Origin of the sequence: Catenuloplanes nepalensis (assembly GCF_030811575.1) — a bacterium.
Lineage (GTDB): Bacteria > Actinomycetota > Actinomycetes > Mycobacteriales > Micromonosporaceae > Catenuloplanes > Catenuloplanes nepalensis.
The window spans coordinates 9,429,098-9,447,780 of record NZ_JAUSRA010000001.1 but is presented as its reverse complement, the minus strand read 5'-3'; the positions used below and the strand labels follow the sequence as shown (position 1 = coordinate 9,447,780).

General features: G+C 70.9%; 12 protein-coding genes. 8 read left to right on the top strand and 4 right to left on the bottom strand.

Translation table 11 applies throughout. The features are described from left to right. Positions 1 to 158: 158 nt before the first annotated feature. A complete protein-coding gene (locus J2S43_RS41155; RefSeq protein ID WP_306838779.1) occupies positions 159 to 971 on the bottom strand; it encodes a class I SAM-dependent methyltransferase in 813 nt (270 codons plus the stop codon). A gap of 52 nt (positions 972 to 1,023) precedes the next feature. Continuing rightward, entirely contained in the window at positions 1,024 to 1,275 is a 252-nt protein-coding gene (locus J2S43_RS41150; protein WP_306838777.1) for a hypothetical protein, read from the bottom strand. Positions 1,276 to 1,429: 154 nt separating this feature from the next. Here J2S43_RS41150 and J2S43_RS41145 point away from each other — a divergent pair, with 154 nt between their 5' ends. Together J2S43_RS41145 and J2S43_RS41140 are read left to right on the top strand one after the other, a co-directional pair. Further along, positions 1,430 to 6,088, top strand: coding sequence for a diguanylate cyclase (locus J2S43_RS41145; RefSeq protein WP_306838776.1), 4,659 nt, complete (start codon positions 1,430 to 1,432; stop codon positions 6,086 to 6,088). A gap of 133 nt (positions 6,089 to 6,221) precedes the next feature. Further along, a complete protein-coding gene (locus J2S43_RS41140) occupies positions 6,222 to 7,961 on the top strand; it encodes a serine/threonine protein kinase (protein ID WP_306838773.1) in 1,740 nt (579 codons plus the stop codon). Here the strand turns inward: J2S43_RS41140 and J2S43_RS41135 are convergent. After that, positions 7,954 to 8,715 (bottom strand): GntR family transcriptional regulator, encoded by a 762-nt coding sequence (locus tag J2S43_RS41135; RefSeq protein ID WP_306838771.1) that lies wholly within the window; start codon positions 8,713 to 8,715, stop codon positions 7,954 to 7,956. The genes J2S43_RS41140 and J2S43_RS41135 overlap by 8 nt on opposite strands. A 1,129-nt stretch (positions 8,716 to 9,844) precedes the next feature. Beyond that, positions 9,845 to 10,210 (bottom strand): hypothetical protein, encoded by a 366-nt coding sequence (locus J2S43_RS41130; protein WP_306838768.1) that lies wholly within the window; start codon positions 10,208 to 10,210, stop codon positions 9,845 to 9,847. Positions 10,211 to 10,388: 178 nt separating this feature from the next. On the opposite strand from J2S43_RS41130, the gene J2S43_RS41125 reads away from it, so the two are divergent. The 6 genes from J2S43_RS41125 (at position 10,389) to ltrA (ending at position 18,646) form a co-directional block, all read left to right on the top strand. Beyond that, positions 10,389 to 11,450 (top strand): M20 family metallopeptidase, encoded by a 1,062-nt coding sequence (locus J2S43_RS41125; RefSeq protein ID WP_306838766.1) that lies wholly within the window; start codon positions 10,389 to 10,391, stop codon positions 11,448 to 11,450. Positions 11,451 to 11,602: 152 nt separating this feature from the next. Beyond that, the gene (locus tag J2S43_RS41120; RefSeq protein ID WP_306838764.1) at positions 11,603 to 13,459 is read left to right on the top strand and encodes a lectin-like domain-containing protein; all 1,857 of its coding nucleotides are present in this window, start codon (positions 11,603 to 11,605) and stop codon (positions 13,457 to 13,459) included. Positions 13,460 to 13,497: 38 nt separating this feature from the next. Continuing rightward, on the top strand, positions 13,498 to 14,766 hold the full coding sequence (locus J2S43_RS41115) for a serine hydrolase domain-containing protein (protein ID WP_306838761.1): 1,269 nt from the start codon (positions 13,498 to 13,500) through the stop codon (positions 14,764 to 14,766). Positions 14,767 to 14,839: 73 nt separating this feature from the next. After that, positions 14,840 to 15,061 (top strand): hypothetical protein, encoded by a 222-nt coding sequence (locus J2S43_RS41110; RefSeq protein WP_306838759.1) that lies wholly within the window; start codon positions 14,840 to 14,842, stop codon positions 15,059 to 15,061. A gap of 439 nt (positions 15,062 to 15,500) precedes the next feature. Then, the gene (locus tag J2S43_RS41105) at positions 15,501 to 16,031 is read left to right on the top strand and encodes a DUF6082 family protein (RefSeq protein ID WP_306838757.1); all 531 of its coding nucleotides are present in this window, start codon (positions 15,501 to 15,503) and stop codon (positions 16,029 to 16,031) included. Between the two features lie 1,355 nt (positions 16,032 to 17,386). Next, positions 17,387 to 18,646 (top strand): group II intron reverse transcriptase/maturase, encoded by a 1,260-nt coding sequence (gene ltrA / locus J2S43_RS41100; protein WP_306838028.1) that lies wholly within the window; start codon positions 17,387 to 17,389, stop codon positions 18,644 to 18,646. Positions 18,647 to 18,683 lie beyond the last annotated feature (37 nt).

Genomic DNA, 18,683 nt, shown 5'->3' with positions numbered 1-18,683 from the left:
GCGCGGCGCGGAAGCCCTCATACCGGTGTTGTATGTGGGCTTTTGCGACGTGCGGCCAGGCGGCGCCTGGGCCTCGTCGCAGGCCGTCGGGATCCGCCGAACACGCCCATGATCGAGGCGTCCCCCATGCTGTGCTCACAGCATGGGGGACGCCTCGATCATGGGCGTGCGGTGCCGGCGGCCGCGGTGACCGGGCGGGGCTTGGCCGGGTCACGGCGCAGCACCACGACGTATTCGCTGCGGGCCGCGTCGAGCCGGCCGAGGCTGAGCGCGCGGACCAGGCCGCGGACCAGCGACCAGCGCCACCCGGTGATGCGGAGCCTCCGGCGGAACCGGGCCTGCTTCTCGTCCTCGAAGTAGCCCTCGAAGACCGGGGCCAGGCCGTGCCGGGCGACCAGTGCGGCGATCGCGGCCGGCGCGATGGCGCGGCGCAGCGTGGTCGGGTACGGGCCGTAGCCGGGCTTGCCCGCGTTCGGGAAGCCGAGCACGCGACGGCGGAACCAGACGTGGAACGCGTGCGGCGTGAGCTTGGTGAACAGCGACTTCGGGCTCCACAGGTGCGGCACCGCGAGCACCACCAGCCCACCCGGTGCGATCATCCGGGCGAACCGGGCGATCAGCTCGTCCGGCCGTTCGACGTGCTCCAGCACGTACCAGCAGGTGATCAGGTCGAATGAGTCCGGCGGCGCGGCGTAGTCGTGCAGGTCGCCGACGACGCGCTCGTGCAGCCGTGGGTTCAGGTTCATCGCGGTGTCGTCGGTGTCCACACCGACGACATACGCGTCCTCGGGCACGTCGAGGCGGATGCGCTTGCCGGCACCGGCCTCGAGCGCGCGCAGCGGCGCCCCCGCGGGTGCCCGGAGCAGCGCCGTCACGCTGCTCCGCAGCGCGGCCGTCACCTCGTCGGGGGTGCCGAGGACTGGATCGGCACCCCAGTCGACCCGAGGCCTCTTGTCCGATTGTTCCGACATAGAGGCATTATTCAGATTGGGAGGGTAAGGACCGGTTAGCCGCGCCGGAGTGTCAGTCGAGCGGGCGCTTGAAGTGATAGCGGTGGACCTCGGTGGTGCCCTGCAGGTTGTTCACGTCCTCGGAAGCGGAGATCATTTCCCAGCCGGCCGCGCCCGCCTGGTTGAGCTGCGAGATCACGGCAGTGCCGTAGATCGTCACGTCCTGCACCGTGCCATCCGGCGCATACCACGCGAAGCTGATGACCCACTGCCCGCCGTCCGGAACGCGGCGGCGGATGAGCAAGGCGTACTCCCACTTGACCATGTGGACATTATTGCGGCCGGATCACCCGTTCGGTGTCCCGCGGCACGGGCCGGATGTCGCAAAACGAAAAGCTGAAGACGCCCGGCCGGGTGCCGAATGGGAGCATGACGGGTGCCTTCCCGGTGCCCGGACGACGTCCGCTGGAGGCACGGCCGTGAGGGTCCTGGTCGACGAGGTGCTCTACGAGAGCGAGCGCACCCTCGTGACGCGCCGGGCCGGCGGCGTGGTGCTCAAGCGGCTGCTCGGGCCCGGCGCGGAGGAGCGAGCCCGGCACGAGCGCGCGATGCTGGAGCGCGCGGCCGGCGTGCCCGGCGTGCCGGCGCTCGCCGAGGCCGGCGACGACGACATCCTGGCGCTGGTCGACCCCGAGGGTGGCCGGACGCTCGGCGCCGCGCTGGCGGACGGCCCGCTGCCGGTGGCGGACGCGCTCCGGCTCGCCACCGGGCTGGCCGGCACGCTGGCCGGGCTGCACCGGCGCGGGCTGCTGCACCGCGACATCACGCCGGCGAACGTGCTGCTCGGCCCGGACGGCACGCCCACGCTGATCGACTTCGGCCTGGCCACCGCGCAGGTGGACGGGCCGGACGCGGGCCGGCTGGTCGGCACGCTCGGCTACGTCGCGCCGGAGCAGACCGGGCGCACCGGCCGCGGCGTGGACCAGCGCGCCGACCTGTACGGGCTGGGCGCCACGCTCTATGCCGCGCTGACCGGCCGGGCACCGTTCGGCGGGGACACACCGGACCCCGACCCGTTGCGGCTGGTGCACGACATCCTGGTCGCGGTGCCGGAGGAACCGGCCGTGCTGAGCGAGGACGTGCCGATCGTGCTCTCCGCGATCGTGATGCGGCTGCTGGAGAAGGAGCCGGACCGCCGCTACCAGAGCGCGGAAGGGCTGGCGCACGACCTGGACCGGGTGGCCCGGCGCCGGCTGACCGGCTTCACGCTCGGCGAACGGGACTTTCCGGCGCGGCTGGTGGCACCTCCGCGCCCGGCCGGCCGGGCCGCGGAACTCGCGGCGCTGCGCACGGCCGTGACCACCGGCGTGCCGCTGGTCACGATCGGCGGGCCGCCCGGGATCGGGCGGACCAGCCTGCTGGCCGAGATCCGGTCGCTGGCCGAGGACGCGGGCGCGCGGTTCGTGAGCGGGCGCTGCGATCCGCGGCGGGCGGACGGGGACGCGGACGGGCTGCGCGAGGCGTTCCAGGCGCTCGGCGGACTGCTGCTGACCGAGCCGGAGACCGTGCTCTCCGCGACGCGGGACCGGCTGCGTGCGGCGATGGGCGAGAACGCGGAGCTGACCGCCGCGATCGTGCCGGAGCTCGGGCTGGTCCTGGGCCTCGAACCCGCGCCGGCGCCGGGGCCGCTGGACTCCGCGCAGGTGGAGAACCGGCTGGTGCAGGTGACGTCCGCGGTGCTGCGGGCGGTGGCCTCCCCCGCGTACCCGCTGGTGCTCGCGCTCGATGATTTTCACCTGGCGCCACAGATCGCGGCCCGGTCGATCGAGGCGGTCGCGGCCGCGGATCCGATCCCGGGCGTGACGCTGGTGGTCACGCACCGCGACCCGGTCCCGGTGCTGACCGAGACGGCCGGCGAGACGCTCCGGCTGCGCCTCGGCGGGCTGACGCTGGACGCGGTCGCGCAGCTGATCACGGAGGTGCTGCGCGCGCCGGTGGCGGACCCGGCCGGTCTCGCCGCCGCCGCGCACGAGCGCACCGGCGGTCACCCCGCGGAGACGCTGGCGCTGCTCAACGAGCTGCGCGCGACCGGGACGCTGTGGATCGGCGCGGACGGCTGGGCCTGGGACCCGGACGGGCTGCGCCGGCACCTCGGCGAGGGCGACGCGGGCGAGCGGCTGGCGGCCCGGATCCGCGCGCTGCCGGAACCCGCCCGCGCGCTGCTGACGGCGACCGCCTGCCTGGGCGGGGACGCCGCGCCGGAACTGTTGGGCGCCGCGTGCGGGCGGCCGGCCGGCGCGGTGCTGGACGCGCTGACGCCCGCGCTCGACGACGGGCTGGCCGCGTTCGCCGGCGAATGCGTGCGGATCACCCACGAGCGGGTACGCGACGCGCTGCGGCACGGCGCGGTCGCGGCCCGGGCCGGGATCGCGCGGCGGCTGGCGGCGGATCCCGCGTATCGCCGCGTCGCCGCCGAGCTGCTGCTCGAGGCGGAACCGCTGACCGGCGCGGACGACCGGGCGCTGGCCGGGCCGTTGTTCGCGGAGGCGGCTGACGCGCTCCGGATCCTCGACCCGGAGCGCACCGAGCGGTTCCTGTCCGCGGCGCTGCGCGTCGACGACGGCGCCGACCGGAACGCGCTGTTGCTGCTGCACGCGGAGCGGCACGCCACGCTCTGCCGGCTGGGACGGCTGGCCGAGGCGGACGAGGAGTACCGGTACATCGAGATCAACTGCCCGGATCCGATCGGCCGGGTGCCCAGCGCGTGCGTGCAGATCGGCTCGCTGAACAGCCGGGCCCGGTTCGCCGACGCGCTGGAGCTGGGCAGCGACCTGCTCACCCGGATCGGCGTGCCGTTCGTGCGGGCGCCTGCGGAGCTGCACGCGCTGGCCGAGGCCGGCATGCTGGGGCTGGCCGAGTGGGCGGCGGCGCTGCCGGAGGACGGCGACCCGCGCCCGGAGAACCAGGACCGCGCACACCAGGCACGGGCGCGGCTGGTCAACGCGCTGCTGCCGAACGCGCTGGTGGCCGGACCGCTGATCATGGGTTGGCTACAGACGACCGCGCACCGGCTGTGGGTGACGGACGGCCCGGCGGCGTGGCTGGCCGGGCCGGTCGCGGCGAGCGGATTCGGGCTGATCTCGGCGCGCGACGACTACCGCAGCGGGTACCGCATCGGCCGGCACCTGCTGGCCGAGTGCGAACGGCGCGGATGGGAGCGGTCCGCCGCCGAGCTGCGGTTCATCCTGGTGTCGTGGACCGGGCACTGGCACGAGCGGCTGGAGGACGTACTGCCGGTCGGGCGCACCGCGTTCACCGGGCTGATGCGCGCGGGCGTGACCACCCAGGCCGGGCTGACCTGCAGTGGACTGGCCGCCTACGTGCTCGACTCCGGCTCGCTCGGCGCGCTGGACGAGCAGGTCACGGCCGCGCTCCGGTACGCGCGACGCGTCGGGCACGCCCAGGCCGGACTGATCCAGGGCGCGTACCGGCAGTTCGTGCGTGCGATGCGCGGCGAGACGCGGTCGCCGGGCGCCTTCACCGACGACGTGTTCGACGAGGCCGCGCACCTGGCCACGGTCGGCGGGAACGCACCGGCCGCGCACACCGCGCACGCGCTGCGCGGGCTGGCCGCGCTGATCGCAGGCGACGGGGAGGCGGCCCGGGCCTCGACCGCGGCGGCCGCGGCGCTGATGCCCCGGAACCCGGGCTTCTACCTGGTCACCACGACCACCCTGCTGTGCGTGCTGACCGGCGTCGACCTCGACCGCGCCGCCGCGTGGCTGGCCGCCCGGGCCGAGGACGCACCCGGCAACTTCTCGCACCTTGCCTCGCTGGCCGAGGCGGAACGCGCCCGCCGGGACGGCGACCGGTGGACCGCGACCGTCGCCTACGACCGGGCGCTGCGCGAGGTGAGCGGCCGGCGGCGCCCCTGGCACTACGCGGTCATCGCGGAGCGGGCAGCCGAGTTCCAGCTGACCGAGGGAAACGAGTACGCCGGCGACGGGCTGCTGCGGCTGGCCCGGGACGGCTACGCCGCGTGGGGCGCGACCGCGAAGGTCCGCGCGCTGGAGACCGCACACCAGTGGCTGCGCGGCCGGCAGGTCGATCCCGGCGGGGTGCTCCGCACCGGCAGCCTGGACAACTCCGACATCGACCTGCTCGGCGTGCTGGACGCGACCCGCACACTCAGCTCGGAGACCCGCGTGCACGCGCTGCGCGAACGCGTCGACGAGGTGCTGCGCGCGCTGACCGGCGCGACCGGCGTGCTGCTGGTCGCGTCCGACACGGACGCCGGCCCGCGCTCGGTGATCCGCTACGTGCAGCGCACCCGCGCCGCCGTGGTGAGCGAGGACGCGGTGCGCGACGACCGGTTCGCCCGGGACGAGTACTTCGCGGGCGTGGCCCGGTGCGCGCTGCTCGCGCTGCCGGTGGTGGCGCGCGGCGAGGACCGCGCGGTGCTGATCCTGGAGAACCGCAGCAGCCGCAACGCGTTCACCGCGGACCGGCTGGACGCGGTCCGCCTGGTCACCGGTCAGCTCGCGGTGTCACTGGAGAACGCGCAGCTCTACGCGTCGCTGGAGGCGAAGATCGCGGACCGGACCCGGGAACTGGAGGAGGCGAACGCGCGGCTGGAGCAGCTCGCGGTCACCGATCCGCTGACCGGGCTGACGAACCGCCGCCGGCTGGACTCGCTGCTCGCGGCGGAGTGGCGGCGGGCGGCCCGGCCCCGGCACCCGCTCTCCGTCGCAATGATCGACATCGACCACTTCAAGGGGTACAACGACCACTACGGCCACCAGGGCGGCGACCGTTGCCTGGCGACGGTCGCCGCGACCGTGGCCGAGCACGTGCGCTCCACCGACCACGTGGCCCGCTACGGCGGCGAGGAGTTCTGCATCATCCTGCCGGAGACACCGCTCGCCGACGCACTGGTGGTGGCCGAACGCGTACGGTCCGCGGTCGAGGCGCTGCGCGAGCCGCATGCACTCTCCCCGCACGGCATCGTCACGGTCAGCATCGGGGTCGCGGCCGCGCTCCCCCACCCGGATCGCGACGTCGACTCGCTCGTGAAGCGGGCCGACGAATGTCTCTACGCCGCCAAGCGCGCCGGCCGGAACAGGATGTCCACCGGGTAAACCTGGCGACCGGCGGCGAAACGTTCAGTGACAGAGATCCGATAGTGGCGTCCGGGCCGGTCGCGGGCCTGTGTGACGAGGTTTGACGCACCGGGTATCAACTCACTGGTTTCGTCCGGGTACGGTCCACTTCGTGTCCGACACCCCGCAGCGCGAGATCGCCGGCCGCTATCGACTCCTCCGCCCCCTCGGCCAGGGCGCCATGGGCCGTGTCTGGCTGGCACGCGACGAGATGCTGCAACGCGACGTCGCGCTGAAGGAGATCGTGCCCCCGGCCGGGCTGACCGGCGACGAGGTGCAGGAGCTCCGGGAGCGCGCGCTGCGCGAGGCACGCGCGATCGCGAAGGTCAGCCAGAGCAACGTGGTCCGCATCTTCGACGTGCTCCGCACGGGCGAGGAACCGTGGATCGTGATGGAGTACGTGAACTCCTCCTCGCTGCAGAAGGAGATCGCGGCGAACGGGCCGATCACGCCGGCCCGGGCGGCCGAGATCGGCATCCGGGTGCTGGGCGCGCTGCGGGCCGCCCACGCGGTCGGCGTGCTGCACCGCGACATCAAGCCGGCCAACGTGCTGCTCGGCGCGGACGGCCGGATCGTGCTCACCGACTTCGGCCTGGCCACCGCGACCGACGACCCGGGCATGACGCGCACCGGCGTGGTGATGGGCTCCCCGGCCTACCTCGCGCCGGAGCGGGCCACCGGCGGGCAGGTCGGCGCGTCCGCGGACCTGTGGTCGCTGGGCGCCTCGCTCTACGCGGCCGTGGAGGGGCGCGCGCCGTACACGCGGCCCTCCTCGATAGCCACGCTGGCCGCGCTCGCCACCGAGCTGCCGCCGATGCCACAGAACGCCGGGCCGCTGCTGCCCGCGCTGGAGGGCCTACTGCGCCGCGACCCGGCCCGCCGGGTGGACGCGTTCGAGGCGGAACGACTGCTGCGGCACGCGCTCTCCGGCGCACCCGCGCATGCCGGCGCCGGCATGCCCTCCGGCACCTGGGCCAACCCGGACGCGGCCGCGTCCGGCGGGATCAGCGCGGCGCACTCCGCGCACCAGCAGGCCGTGCCGGTCGGCACGCTGTCCCAGGCCCGGCACCGGCACGTGGCCGGCGGCCCGACCACGATGCTGCCGGCCGCGACCACCCGCCCGGACGGCGGGCCGACCGTGGAGATCCCGCCGGCGCCGTCCGTGCCGCTGCCGCCGTACGGTGGCCCGCCACCGCGCTCCCGCGGCGAGAACGGCTCGCTCTACCTGCTGGTCGGCGCGCTGGTGGTGGTGCTGGTGCTGGCGGTCGTGCTCGGCATACGCGTGTTCAACCCGTCGAACAGCGGCGGCAACATCACGAACGAGCCGGACTTCACGCTGCCGACCGTGACCACCACCGCGCCGCGCACCCCCTCGGCCGCGCCGTCACCCACGCCGTCCCGGACCCGGAACGCGCCCTCGCCGACCCCGGCCGCGCCCACGTCCGCCGCGCCGCAGGTGATCACGCCGGTCGCGGCCGACCGGTCGCTGGTCAACGCGGGCAGCAACCGGTGCTTCGCGGTCGCGGGCAGCAACCCGGCCGCGCCCGAGCCGATCCACATCTGGGACTGCGACGGTACGCCCGGCACGAAGTTCACGCTGCCCGGCACCGGCGCGCTACAGGTGCTCGGCAACTGCATACAGGCGGACAGCCCGAACATCGGCAGTCAGCTGCACATCGCGCCGTGCACCGGCGACCTCTCGCAGACGTTCGGCCTCAGCGCGGGCGGCGACCTGATCAGCATCCCGAGCGGCAAGTGCCTGGACGTGACCGGCGGCATCTTCGACAACGGCACGCCGGTACAGCTTTACGACTGCAACGGCACTCCCGCGCAGAAGTGGCTGCTCAGCTGAGCGGTTCGTCCGCTCGCCACCGCCGCTCGAAAACGATGCGGTGGCGGTCGCCGGGCAGCACGTTGACCGTGCACTGCACCGGGCGGTCGTCCGCGGTGTAACCGGTGTCGTAGTGCACCGCGACCGGCGTGCCCGGCCCGAGCCCGAGCCGCCGGATCTCGTCCGGCGCGGGCATGCGGACGAAGATCTCGTCGACCGCGCGCTCCTGCCGGTGACCGAGGTCCGCGAGCACCTCGTCCGTACCGCGCGGGATGTAGGCCGGCGACATGATCTCCGAGTCCTTGACCAGTTCGAGTGGGAAGTGCGAGTCGTTGATGTTGACCGGCTCGCCGTTGATGAAACGCACCCGCCGCCGGATCACCACGGTCGCGCCGGCCTCGACCCGCAGCCGCTCCGCCAGATCCGGCGCGGCCTGCACCAGCGCGACCTCGATGTGCATGCTGGGCACCCGGCCCTCGTCGCTGATCTGCTGCGAGAACCGGTCCATCGTGGACCGCGACGGCATCGGACGGGACTTCTCCTGCGGCCGGTAGAGCATCCGTTCCCACTCGCGCACGAAGTAGCCGTGCGGCCGCCGCGCCACGATCAGCCCCTCGGACACGAGCACGCCGAGCCCGCTCCGCACGGTCTGCCGCACCACGCCGAACTGCTCCGCGATCTCGTGCTCCGTGGGCAGCCGCACCCCCGGGCCCAGCTCCCCCGACGCGATCCTGTCCCGATAGGCGGCGGCGATCCGCCGATACGCCGGCTCCATGTGCCTCCTCAATCGTCTAGACAATCTAGGCACACCGTCGCTCGCAATGCCAGAAGACCCGAACCAAAGACCACAAAGTGGTTCTCCCGCTCCCGGCGTGGCTGAGTTCCGAGTGCTCCCGCGGGCACCGGTCAAATGCCACGTAGCCTAAGTTGATCATGCTCTTTGACCTGCGCGTTCGCACACCACGTGCCCGCCTCCAACTGTCCACCGCCGGATGCGGCGAAAGGATTTCCGCAGGCCGGCGCGCTGCTGCCGGGCCGGCCTCGGGTCAAACTCGACTTGGGCTAAGTGGCATCGGTCACCGGCCGGCCGCAGGCGGCCTCCCCGCAAAGTCCGCCGCCACTCCCGCAAACCCCCACAACCCGGGGCCTCGCCCCATCCACCGCGCACCCCGAGCGCCCCACGAGCCAGCCACCACGCAACCCGAACCCCCGCACCAGCCCCAGCGAGCTACCGGGCCCGAAGGTCCGCACCGGTGACCACGCGACCCCCGCCACCGCGCAAGCCCGGCACTCCACCAGCCGGCCACCGCGCCAGCCGGGCGCTGCGCCAGCCGGGCGCTGCGCCAGCCGGGCGCTGCGCCAGCCGGGCGCTGCGCCAGCCGGGCGCTGCGCCAGCCGGGCGCTGCGCGCCCGAAATGTCGCCATATTTTGTCGTGCCCGCGTGGCAGATCTCGGTGGACGGGCTCCCCACCAGCCCTGAGTGATCAATCAGTGGAGCAAAAGATAGGTCAACTAGCGAAGTTGACCTATCTTTTGCTCCACTGATTGATCACTCAGGCGCCGGTATCGGCCCGCTGAGCCGCGCGACGTAGGTGATGAGCATGCCGGTCGTTTTCTACGGAGTTTTCGAGCGCGAGGATGCCTACCGGTTCTACCGGGAGCGTGCCGGGTCTGGTTTGGGCCTGCGGGCTCTGGTGGGAGCGTTGGCTGGGCGGGGCTTGGCCGGGCTCGGGTTGTGGTGAGTGGGCTGGGACCTGCAGGGAGGCCGCCTGCGGCCGACCGGTGCCCGGCACCGGTCGTCGCTGGCGCTCCTCCCTGCAAGTCTCGCGGTGGTCCCGCACACCCCATCGGCGCCCCCAAGATCAGGGCGTCCCTCATGTTCCTAGAACGACATGGGGCCCCGATCACGCGCCGGGAAACACGCCACCCGGGCTGCGGCCGGGACGCGCGGCACCGCGCATCGCGTGGGTTTCGGTGACCAGCGTCGGCACCGGCTCCGACGCGGCGACCGGAGCGGCGACGGAGGCCGCCGCGAGCGTTGCCCGCGGGAGCGACTCCGTTGCCCATTCGGCATCGGAAGCCGCGAGCCCTACCCGGAGACCGGAAGCATCAGCCCGAAATTTCGGATTATTTCCGCCATAGCTCGGACAGCGTCGAGCGGAAGCCGGCGTGGTGGTCGTGCTGTCGCGACCACTCATGCCCGAAGGATCATTGACCGACACGAAAGAGAGGTCAACTTCAATATTCGACCTCTCTTTCGCGTCGGTCAATGATCCTTCGCGGCGAGCCGCCGCCGACTGGGCAACGGAGTCGGGAGCAACCGGGCCGCACCACGCCGGAAGCGGGAAGTCGCCTCTGAAGCTCTTGTCTTCGTCGGTGAATCTCCTTCTTGACGCATCAGTTTGTATAGGCACATCATATTGTCTAGTCAATTCAGGGAGGCGCGCGGTGGATGTACGGACCATGACGGACGATCTGGCCACGCTGGTGGCGGTGGAGTCGCCGTCGGCGGATGACGCGGCGCTGGCGATCAGTGCGCGGGTGGTCGCGGCGCTCGGGACCCGGCTGCTCGGGAGCGCCCCGGAACGGCACGGCCACCACCTGGTGTGGCGGCACGGGGCGACGCGGGTGCTGGTCGCCGGGCATCACGACACGGTGTGGCCGGTCGGCACGCTGGCGCGGTGGCCGTTCGCGATCGACGGCGACCGCGCCACCGGGCCGGGGTGCTTCGACATGAAGGCCGGGCTGGTGCAGCTGTTCCACGGCCTGGCGACGCTGCCGGCCCTGGACGGCGTCACGGTGATCGTCAACGCGGACGAGGAGATCGGCTCGACCGGATCGCGCGGGCTCATCGACGAGGCCGTGGCGGGCGCCCGGGCCGCGCTGATCTGCGAGCCGAGCGCGACCGGCGGCGCGCTGAAGACCGCGCGCAAGGGAATCGGGCGTTGGCGGGTGGAGGTCGCCGGGCGCGCGGCGCACGCCGGGCTGGAGCCGCACCTCGGGGTGAACGCCGCGGTCGAGCTGGCCCATCAGACGCTCGCGGTGGCCGCGCTCGGCCGCGGCGACACCACGGTCACGCCCACCCTGGCCGAGGCCGGGACCAGCGACAACACGGTGCCGGCGAGCGCGGCGCTGACGATCGACATGCGCGGCTTCGATCCGGCGGAGTTCACCCGGGTGGAGACGGCGCTGCGCGGGCTGCGGCCGGTGCTGCCGGGCGCGGCGATCACGGTGACCGGCGGCGTGTCCCGGCCGCCGATGCCGCCGAGCGCGTCCACGGGGCTGCACCGGCTGGCGCACGACGCGGCGGCGCGGCTCGGGCAGGCGGCGCCGCCGGGCGTGGCCGTCGGCGGCGCGTCGGACGGCAACCTGACGGCCGCGCGCGGCGTGCCGACGCTGGACGGGCTGGGCGCGGTCGGCGGGAACGCGCACGCGGAGGGCGAGTGGGTCGATCTCTCGGCGATGCCGGGCCGGGCCGCGCTCCTCGCCGCGCTGGTCTCCGAGATCTGACCATCCACTGTGTCGTTACTGTCACGTACCGTGGCGGCACATTCTTTTCGGTCGGGGATTGAACTAAGGCGCACCCGCATCCGTTTTCCTTGCGGATTCAGCCAGAGTCTGGGCGGATCAGGCCTAGAGAGGGTTCCCACGCTGTGCCTCAGATGAGCCTCCGGAAGCTGGCCGATGCCGGCCGCGGCGCCACCGGCATCGTCCTCACAGGACTGGCGATCGTCACACTGACCGCCGCCACCATCAGTTGGGGCGTCGCGATCGCCGCCGACGACGACCTCACCGGCGGCACGGTCGACGACCGGCAGCTCGCCGCCGTCCTCACCGCCGCGCACTCCTGCCCGATGCTCTCCTCGCACCGGCTCGCCGGGCAGCTGATGGCCGAGTCCGGGCTGAACCCGGCCGCCACCGCCACCGAGTCCGGTGGCTCCGGGCTGGCCGGCCTCGACGACGAGGACTGGAAGAAGTGGGCGCCGTGGCCCGGTGCCGCCCGCACCGACACGTATGCGTCCGTGCTCGCGATGGCACACAAGATGTGCTCGCTCAGCGGCGAGCTGCGGCAGGCCGGCCTCACCGGCGACGCGTGGCGGCTGTCGCTCGCGGCGTACCGGTCCGGCCAGGAGGCCGTCGTCGCCGCGAAGGACGTGCCCGAGGCGGCCGCCGGCTACGTCGACCGTGCCACCGGTTACGCGTCCTACTACGAGAAGCTCCCCCAGTTCGGCCGGGCCGGCGCACCGCTGGCCGAGGACGCCTCGAACGCACCCGAGGCCAAACCGCTCCCCGAGGCGTTCGTTCCGCTGGTCGCCACCGCGGGCAAGCGCTGCCCGGAGATCTCCGCCGCGACCGTGGCCGCCCAGCTGATGGCCGGCTCCGGGTTCGACCCGAACCACCTCGGTGCGGCCGGGCGCGAGGGCATCGCCCAGTTCCGCAGCGACGTCTGGGAGCGGTACGGTCCGCGTGGCTCCGTGTGGGACCCGGCCGTCGCCATCCCCGCGGTCGGCACCGCGCTCTGCATCCTGACCGCCGAGCTGCGCGGCGTCGAGGGCGACCCGCACATGCTCGCGCTCGCCGCGTTCAACTCCGGCCCGGACACGGTCCGCCGCGCCGGTGGCATCCCGGACGCGGTGACCCGCGCGCACCTGCAGAAGGTCACCGACTACACGTCGTACTACCGGCTCGACACCCGGATCGGTGGCACACCCGCGTCGGCCGGCCCGTCCGCGTCGGCATCGGCGTCCGCGTCTCCCACCCCGTCCGGTTCGGCGACGCCGGGCGCGTCCGGTTCCGCGTCCCCGTCCGCCGAGTCCTCGCCCGCTCCCGGCGCGGCCGCCCCGGCCCCGCAGGCCGCCGGACCGGTCAAGTTCAGCTACCCGAGTTTCAGCGGCACCGGCGGGCTGCGGCTCAACGGCGCCGCGAAGGTCAGCGGTGGCAAGCTGGCCCTGACCAGCGCCACCAACCAGGTCGGCAGTGCGTACTCGACCACCGCGATCGACCCGTCGAAGTCGTTCAGCACCTCGTTCACCGTGGTGATCAGCCAGCCCACCGACGGCATGGCGTTCCTGCTGCAGAGCGCGGGAGCGGGTGCGATCGCGGCCGGGACCGGCGAGTCCATGGGCTACAGCGGCATCAGCCCGAGCGTCGCGGTCGAGTTCGACACCTGGGACAACAGCGGCAGCGGCCACGGCGACCCGGCCGGGCAGCAGCACATCGGCATCATGGGCAACGGCAACCTCAAGAGCCACCTGGCCTGGGCCGATCCGCACTTCGACATGCGCTTCGGCCAGGCGTTCCACGTGTGGGTCGACTACGACGCCGGGGCGAAGCGGCTCTCCGTCTTCGCCAGCCAGAGCACCGGCAAGCCGGGGTCGGCGATGGTCAGCCACAACATCGACCTGGGCGCGAAGTTCGGCGGGGCCAAGGTCTACGCCGGGTTCGCCGGTGCGACCGGCAACACCAACCTGACCGACTCCAGCGAGTCGATCTCGAAGTGGACGTTCACCGGAAAGTAGGGCTGTGACCGGCCCGTCGGCGTGCCATCATCGTCGACGTGCCGGTCTCCCGCCGTACCCTCGTCAGATCTGCTCTTCTGGCGGGCGCGGCCGCCGGCTTCGGTGGCTGCGCCCGGCCGGACGCATCAGCATCCCCGGGCAGGTGGGTGGCCCCGTCCGCCGTCTCCCCCTCGGCCGTCCCGTCCGCCTCGTCCGCTGCGCCTCCGTCGCCGGTCCCCGCGGGCAGCGCCGCTCTCGAGGCGGTCCTGACCGCGCACCTCACCCCCAACAACGACAATCCACACCATCCGGGGTACGCCGGGGCGGTGGCGCTGGCCTGGCAGGACGGGCTGCCGCTGGCGACCGCCACGGTCGGTGACGCGCTGCGGTACGGCGCCGGCCCGGTGGAACTGCCCGCCGCCGAGCGCGTCCCGATGCGCCCCGACTCGATCTTCGACCTCGCGTCGATCACCAAGGTCTTCACCGCGGTCCTGACGTTACGCCTGGCCGACGCCGGCACGCTCGACCTGGACGCGCCGCTGAGCCGCTTCCTGCCGGAGTTCACCGCGCCCGGCGTGACCGCCGCGATGCTGCTCACGCACACCAGCGGCCTGCCGGTCTCGCCGTCGAGCCCGCGCGGCTTCCTGACGACGCCGCCGCTGGCCGCGCCCGGCACAGTGTTCCGCTACTCCGGCGTCGGCCCGATGGTGCTCGGCCGGCTGATCGAGAAGCAGACCGGGATGCGGCTGGACCGGGCGCTGCGCGAGCACGTCACCGGCCCGCTCGGCCTCACCGGCACCGGCTATCTGCCGCTCGACTGGGTCTCGGACGTCGACCGGATCGCGGCCACCGACGCGCGCACGTCCCGCGGTCTGCTGCGCGGCCGGGTCCACGACGACATCTGCGACACGCTCGGCGGCGTGACCGGCCACGCCGGCATCTTCGCCACCGCGGCCGACGTCGCCGTGCTCGGCCAGCTGCTGCTGGACGGCGGCACGTACCGCGGCACCCGGGTGCTCTCCACGTCGATCGTCTCCCGCATGCTGACCAACGCGAACGCGGGGTTGCCGCTCGCCCCCGGCGAGCGGCCCGGCCGGACCGCCGACTACGGCCTCGGCGTGGTGATGAACCAGCCGTGGTTCATGGGCGCGCTGTCGTCCCCCGGCACGTTCGGCCACACCGGCTTCAGCGGCACGTCCCTGCTGGTCGACCCGGTCCGGCGGCTGGTCGTCGTGCTGCTCACCAACCGCGCACACCCGAACTGGAACTGGGCCGAGCCCGACCCCTATCGCGTGGCCGTCCACGACGCGGTGGCCGCCCTGGTTTGAGCCGCTTCATCACGGGTACGAATATGCAGGTAGACAGATGAGCGTAGACGATGCCGGAGGAGTGACTTTTTCGATGGCAGGCAACGAGCACGACGTCAACCGCAGCACCAAGAGCGGCCGTTTCGTCAAGCAGAGCACGGCCGACCGTTCCCCCGACACGACGGTGACCGAGCACGTCGGCGGCTCCGACAGCGACGGTGACCGCGAGGTCAACCGCAGCGCCTCCACCGGCCGTTTCGTTCGCGAGACGACCGCGGAACTGCACCCCGCCACCACCGAGACCCAGCGAGTCTAGCTCCGCTCGGGAGCAGGGCGCGGGCCGAATCTCGGCCCGCGCCCTTCGCGTTCCCGGGCCGCTACAGCCACGACTCGCCAATTGAGCTCCGGTATGGAGCGCGCTATTCCATCACGGAAGCATCTGAATGCGGTGACGCAATCTGCTGTCTGGCAGTCTCGTTTCACCGGCCGAGTGAAACCATCATTCACGCCGGGAATCCACCGCTCTCCGCAACGGCACGCCATACTCAACACACGGTATGAGCTGGCGACTCCCTACGCCTGCAGATACCCGGCGCCGACCGGATGCTGCATGCGCTCGTCGTGTCAGGGAGGGCTTCAATGGCTGAGGGTAAGAGGTCGCCGAGTAAGAGATCCTTGCCGTCCACCAAAGCCACCCCTCCCTGATCACCTTCGCTGCACTTCTCACCACGATCGTCGTCATCTCCGGTCTGGGAATGGTGGCGATGCTCGGGCGCGGGCAGGACGCGCTGACCTGGGCACGATGGGGCGACGTCGGTGATGCCTTCGGCGTGGTCAACTCGGTCGCCTCCACCATGGCCGTCGCCGCGCTGGCGACCACCTGGATCCTTCAGACCCGAGACCTTCGCGATCAGCGGGCGGAGTCGGCTGTGCAGCGCACGATCCTTGAACGTGCCGAGTCTGCGTTGCAACGCAGCGCCGACATCGACCTTCGAAAGCTACACATGGATCTGATCCACATGGCGATCGACACGCCCCATCTCGCGAGGGTATGGCCGCACCAATCCGGCGTCAACGAGATGACACAGAGCCAGCACATGTATGCGAACCTGCTCATCCAGCACGCATGGCTGCAGCACACGACGAACATCGCGTCCAGGGAGGAGATGATCAGCAACGTCCGATATCTCTTCGCCAGCCCCGCGGTACGTGCTTTCTGGAAAGAAACGGTGGAGAGCCGTGAAAGCATCTATGAGGATTATTCAGCAGCCACTCTGAAAAAATGAGGCGCAACAGCGCAAGTGATCGTTTCCTCGAACGTCGGCTACGTCCGAGAAGGTCGAAAGCAACCTCGCGCCCCCGGAGATCATGGCGGCTCATCCCGCGCGTCGCCTTGCCGGCTGCTTTTGGCGCCGAGATCGATCCCGCATCGTGGAAGATCGGTTCCGATAGCCGGCCGATCTTCCGTATGACGGGAAATTGCCGCCAGAGTGTGGAAATGCCGAGCGGGCTGCGGGCGCGACGCCCGAAATATCGCCGTAAATACACCCGGCGGGCGCCCTCGCATCTGACTAGTGATACATGGCGCACCGTATGAGGCGCTCATACGGTGCGCCATGTATCACTAGTCGTTTCGCGCGATCAATCTCGCAGCCGGGAAGCACTGTTGACCTTCCAGCGCCGGGTGAGGGACGCTCCCCGCCCGGGACGCCCTGGCCTTTCAGCATCGACGCCAGGAGCACTCTCTAAGCGGATGCCGAATGCCGACATGTCGAGCGCGAGGCGCCCGGTGCCTTGCGATCGGGAAGCTGCTCGCGAAGTTCATCGGTTCGATCGGTGCCGATAATTGCGAAGTTCCCGTCGGCGAGCTCGAAGATGTCCGGGCAGGTATAGGCGGTCGCACTCCCGCGCGCAGACGGTGGCACACCCATCCGCCGCCTAATAGGCGAAGCAGGCTGGGCGCCCAAGGGCGCTTCCTTAGCGGCAAGATCCAGCCAAGATGATCTACATTCCCGCAGGTCGGCGAGGCATCGGGCGCCCAAAGGAAGCGCCATTGTTGTGTCCTGAACGCGAAAGGGTGGAGATATGTAGGAATTTCCTTCTTGTAGCGATGCTGTACGGAAGATGAAGGTTTGGCCCTTCGGAGTCGCCCTGCTGGGGGAGGCTTCAAACCACCTCATGCTGCATTAGCTGAAGACTGTTGTGGTGAACGATGAGGAAAAGGCATCCATTCGAGATTGTCAGGTGGGGGTCGGGAAGGCGAGCGAAAGCGAATCGCTGATGACGTGTCGAAAATTCTAGATGACATCGAAACCGGGGTGTCAATGGAATCCCGGGATGAGTCTGGCGGGGACCAGTTTACTGGCCAGGCGGTGTCCGGCATACAGGCGACGCGAGCCCGGCCTGCGGCTTTCGTACGGAACAGGAGAAGGCGCGTGAGGAAACTACCCGCCGCTCTTTGGCGAGTGAGAGGGAGCGTTCCGGGCGGCCCGAAGCCGTGAGGAACTGAGTACCGTTGCCGATCGCGCTGGCGGACCGACTCGTAGTAGCGACGAAGCCTTTGTAATGAAGGTGGAGCAAAGGGGTCGGGTCGTTCGTGACTGGTTTACTCGATCAACCAGCCTTGGCTGGGAGGAGTCGCGTGGATGAGTTGAAAGCACCGGGCAAGCCGTTCGTGATATCGAAGCGGGCTGTCTGGGAGGCGTACGAGAAGGTGAAAGCGAAAAAGGGTGCGCCGGGAGTGGACGCGGTGTCGCTGAAGGCATTCGACAAGGATCTGAAGAACAACCTTTACAAGATCTGGAATCGACTGTCGTCAGGGACCTATTTTCCACCGCCGGTGCGGGCCGTGGAGATCCCGAAGACCGGGGGAGGCGTCCGAGTTTTAGGCGTGCCCACGGTCGGCGACAGGATCGCTCAAACGGTGGCGGCGCGGGTCATCGAGGCGGAGGTCGAACCGATCTTCCACCCCGACTCGTACGGTTACCGGCCGGGGCGGTCCCCGGTCGACGCGGCAGCGGTGTGCCGTTCACGGTGCTGGAAGAACGACTGGGTGATCGATCTGGACATTCGGAAGTTCTTCGACACGGTCCCGTGGGATCTACTGTTGAAAGCGGTCGCCGCGCACACTGATAAGCTGTGGGTCCTGTTGTATGTGGAGCGTTGGTTGAAAGCGCCACTGCAACTACCCGACGGCACTCTGCAGGAACGAGATCGCGGAACCCCACAAGGATCCGCAGTTTCACCTGTTCTGGCTAATCTGTTTCTCCACTATGCGTTCGACATGTGGATGGCCCGCATGTTTCCGGCGGTTCGGTTCGAGCGCTATGTGGATGACGTGGTGGTGCATTGCGTCAGTGAACGCCAGGCTCGGTATGTGCTGGCGGAGATCACGAAACGGATGACCCAGGTAGGGCTGGAGTTGCATCCGGAGAAGACCCGGATAGTTTACTGCCAGGACGACAACCGGCGTGGCTCGTACGAACACACCGAATTTGTCTTCCTCGGCTACGGCTTCCGGCGACGCTCGGCGCGGTCAAGGGAAGGGGCGATGTTCTTGTCGTTCCTGCCGGCGATCAGTAAACAAGCCCTGAAGAGGATCAGTGCCGAGGTGCGGTCGTGGCGGCTGCACCATCGCACAAGCCTGACCGAGAAGGACCTCGCCGATTGGATAAACCCGATCGTCCGGGGTTGGATGAACCATTACGGGGCGTTCTATCGATCTGCCCTATATCCCCTCCTGGAACGCATCAACGCCTACCTGCTGCGGTGGGTCCGCCGGAAGTACAAACGGTTGCGGGGTAGCAGGAAAGCCCGGACGTCCTGGAACAATGCCGTCCGGAAACGACCGCGTGCCTTCGCCCACTGGGCGTGGGTCACGCACGCCCCTACGGTCTGGTGACCAGAGCGACAAGAGCCGTATAACGGGAGACTGTTAC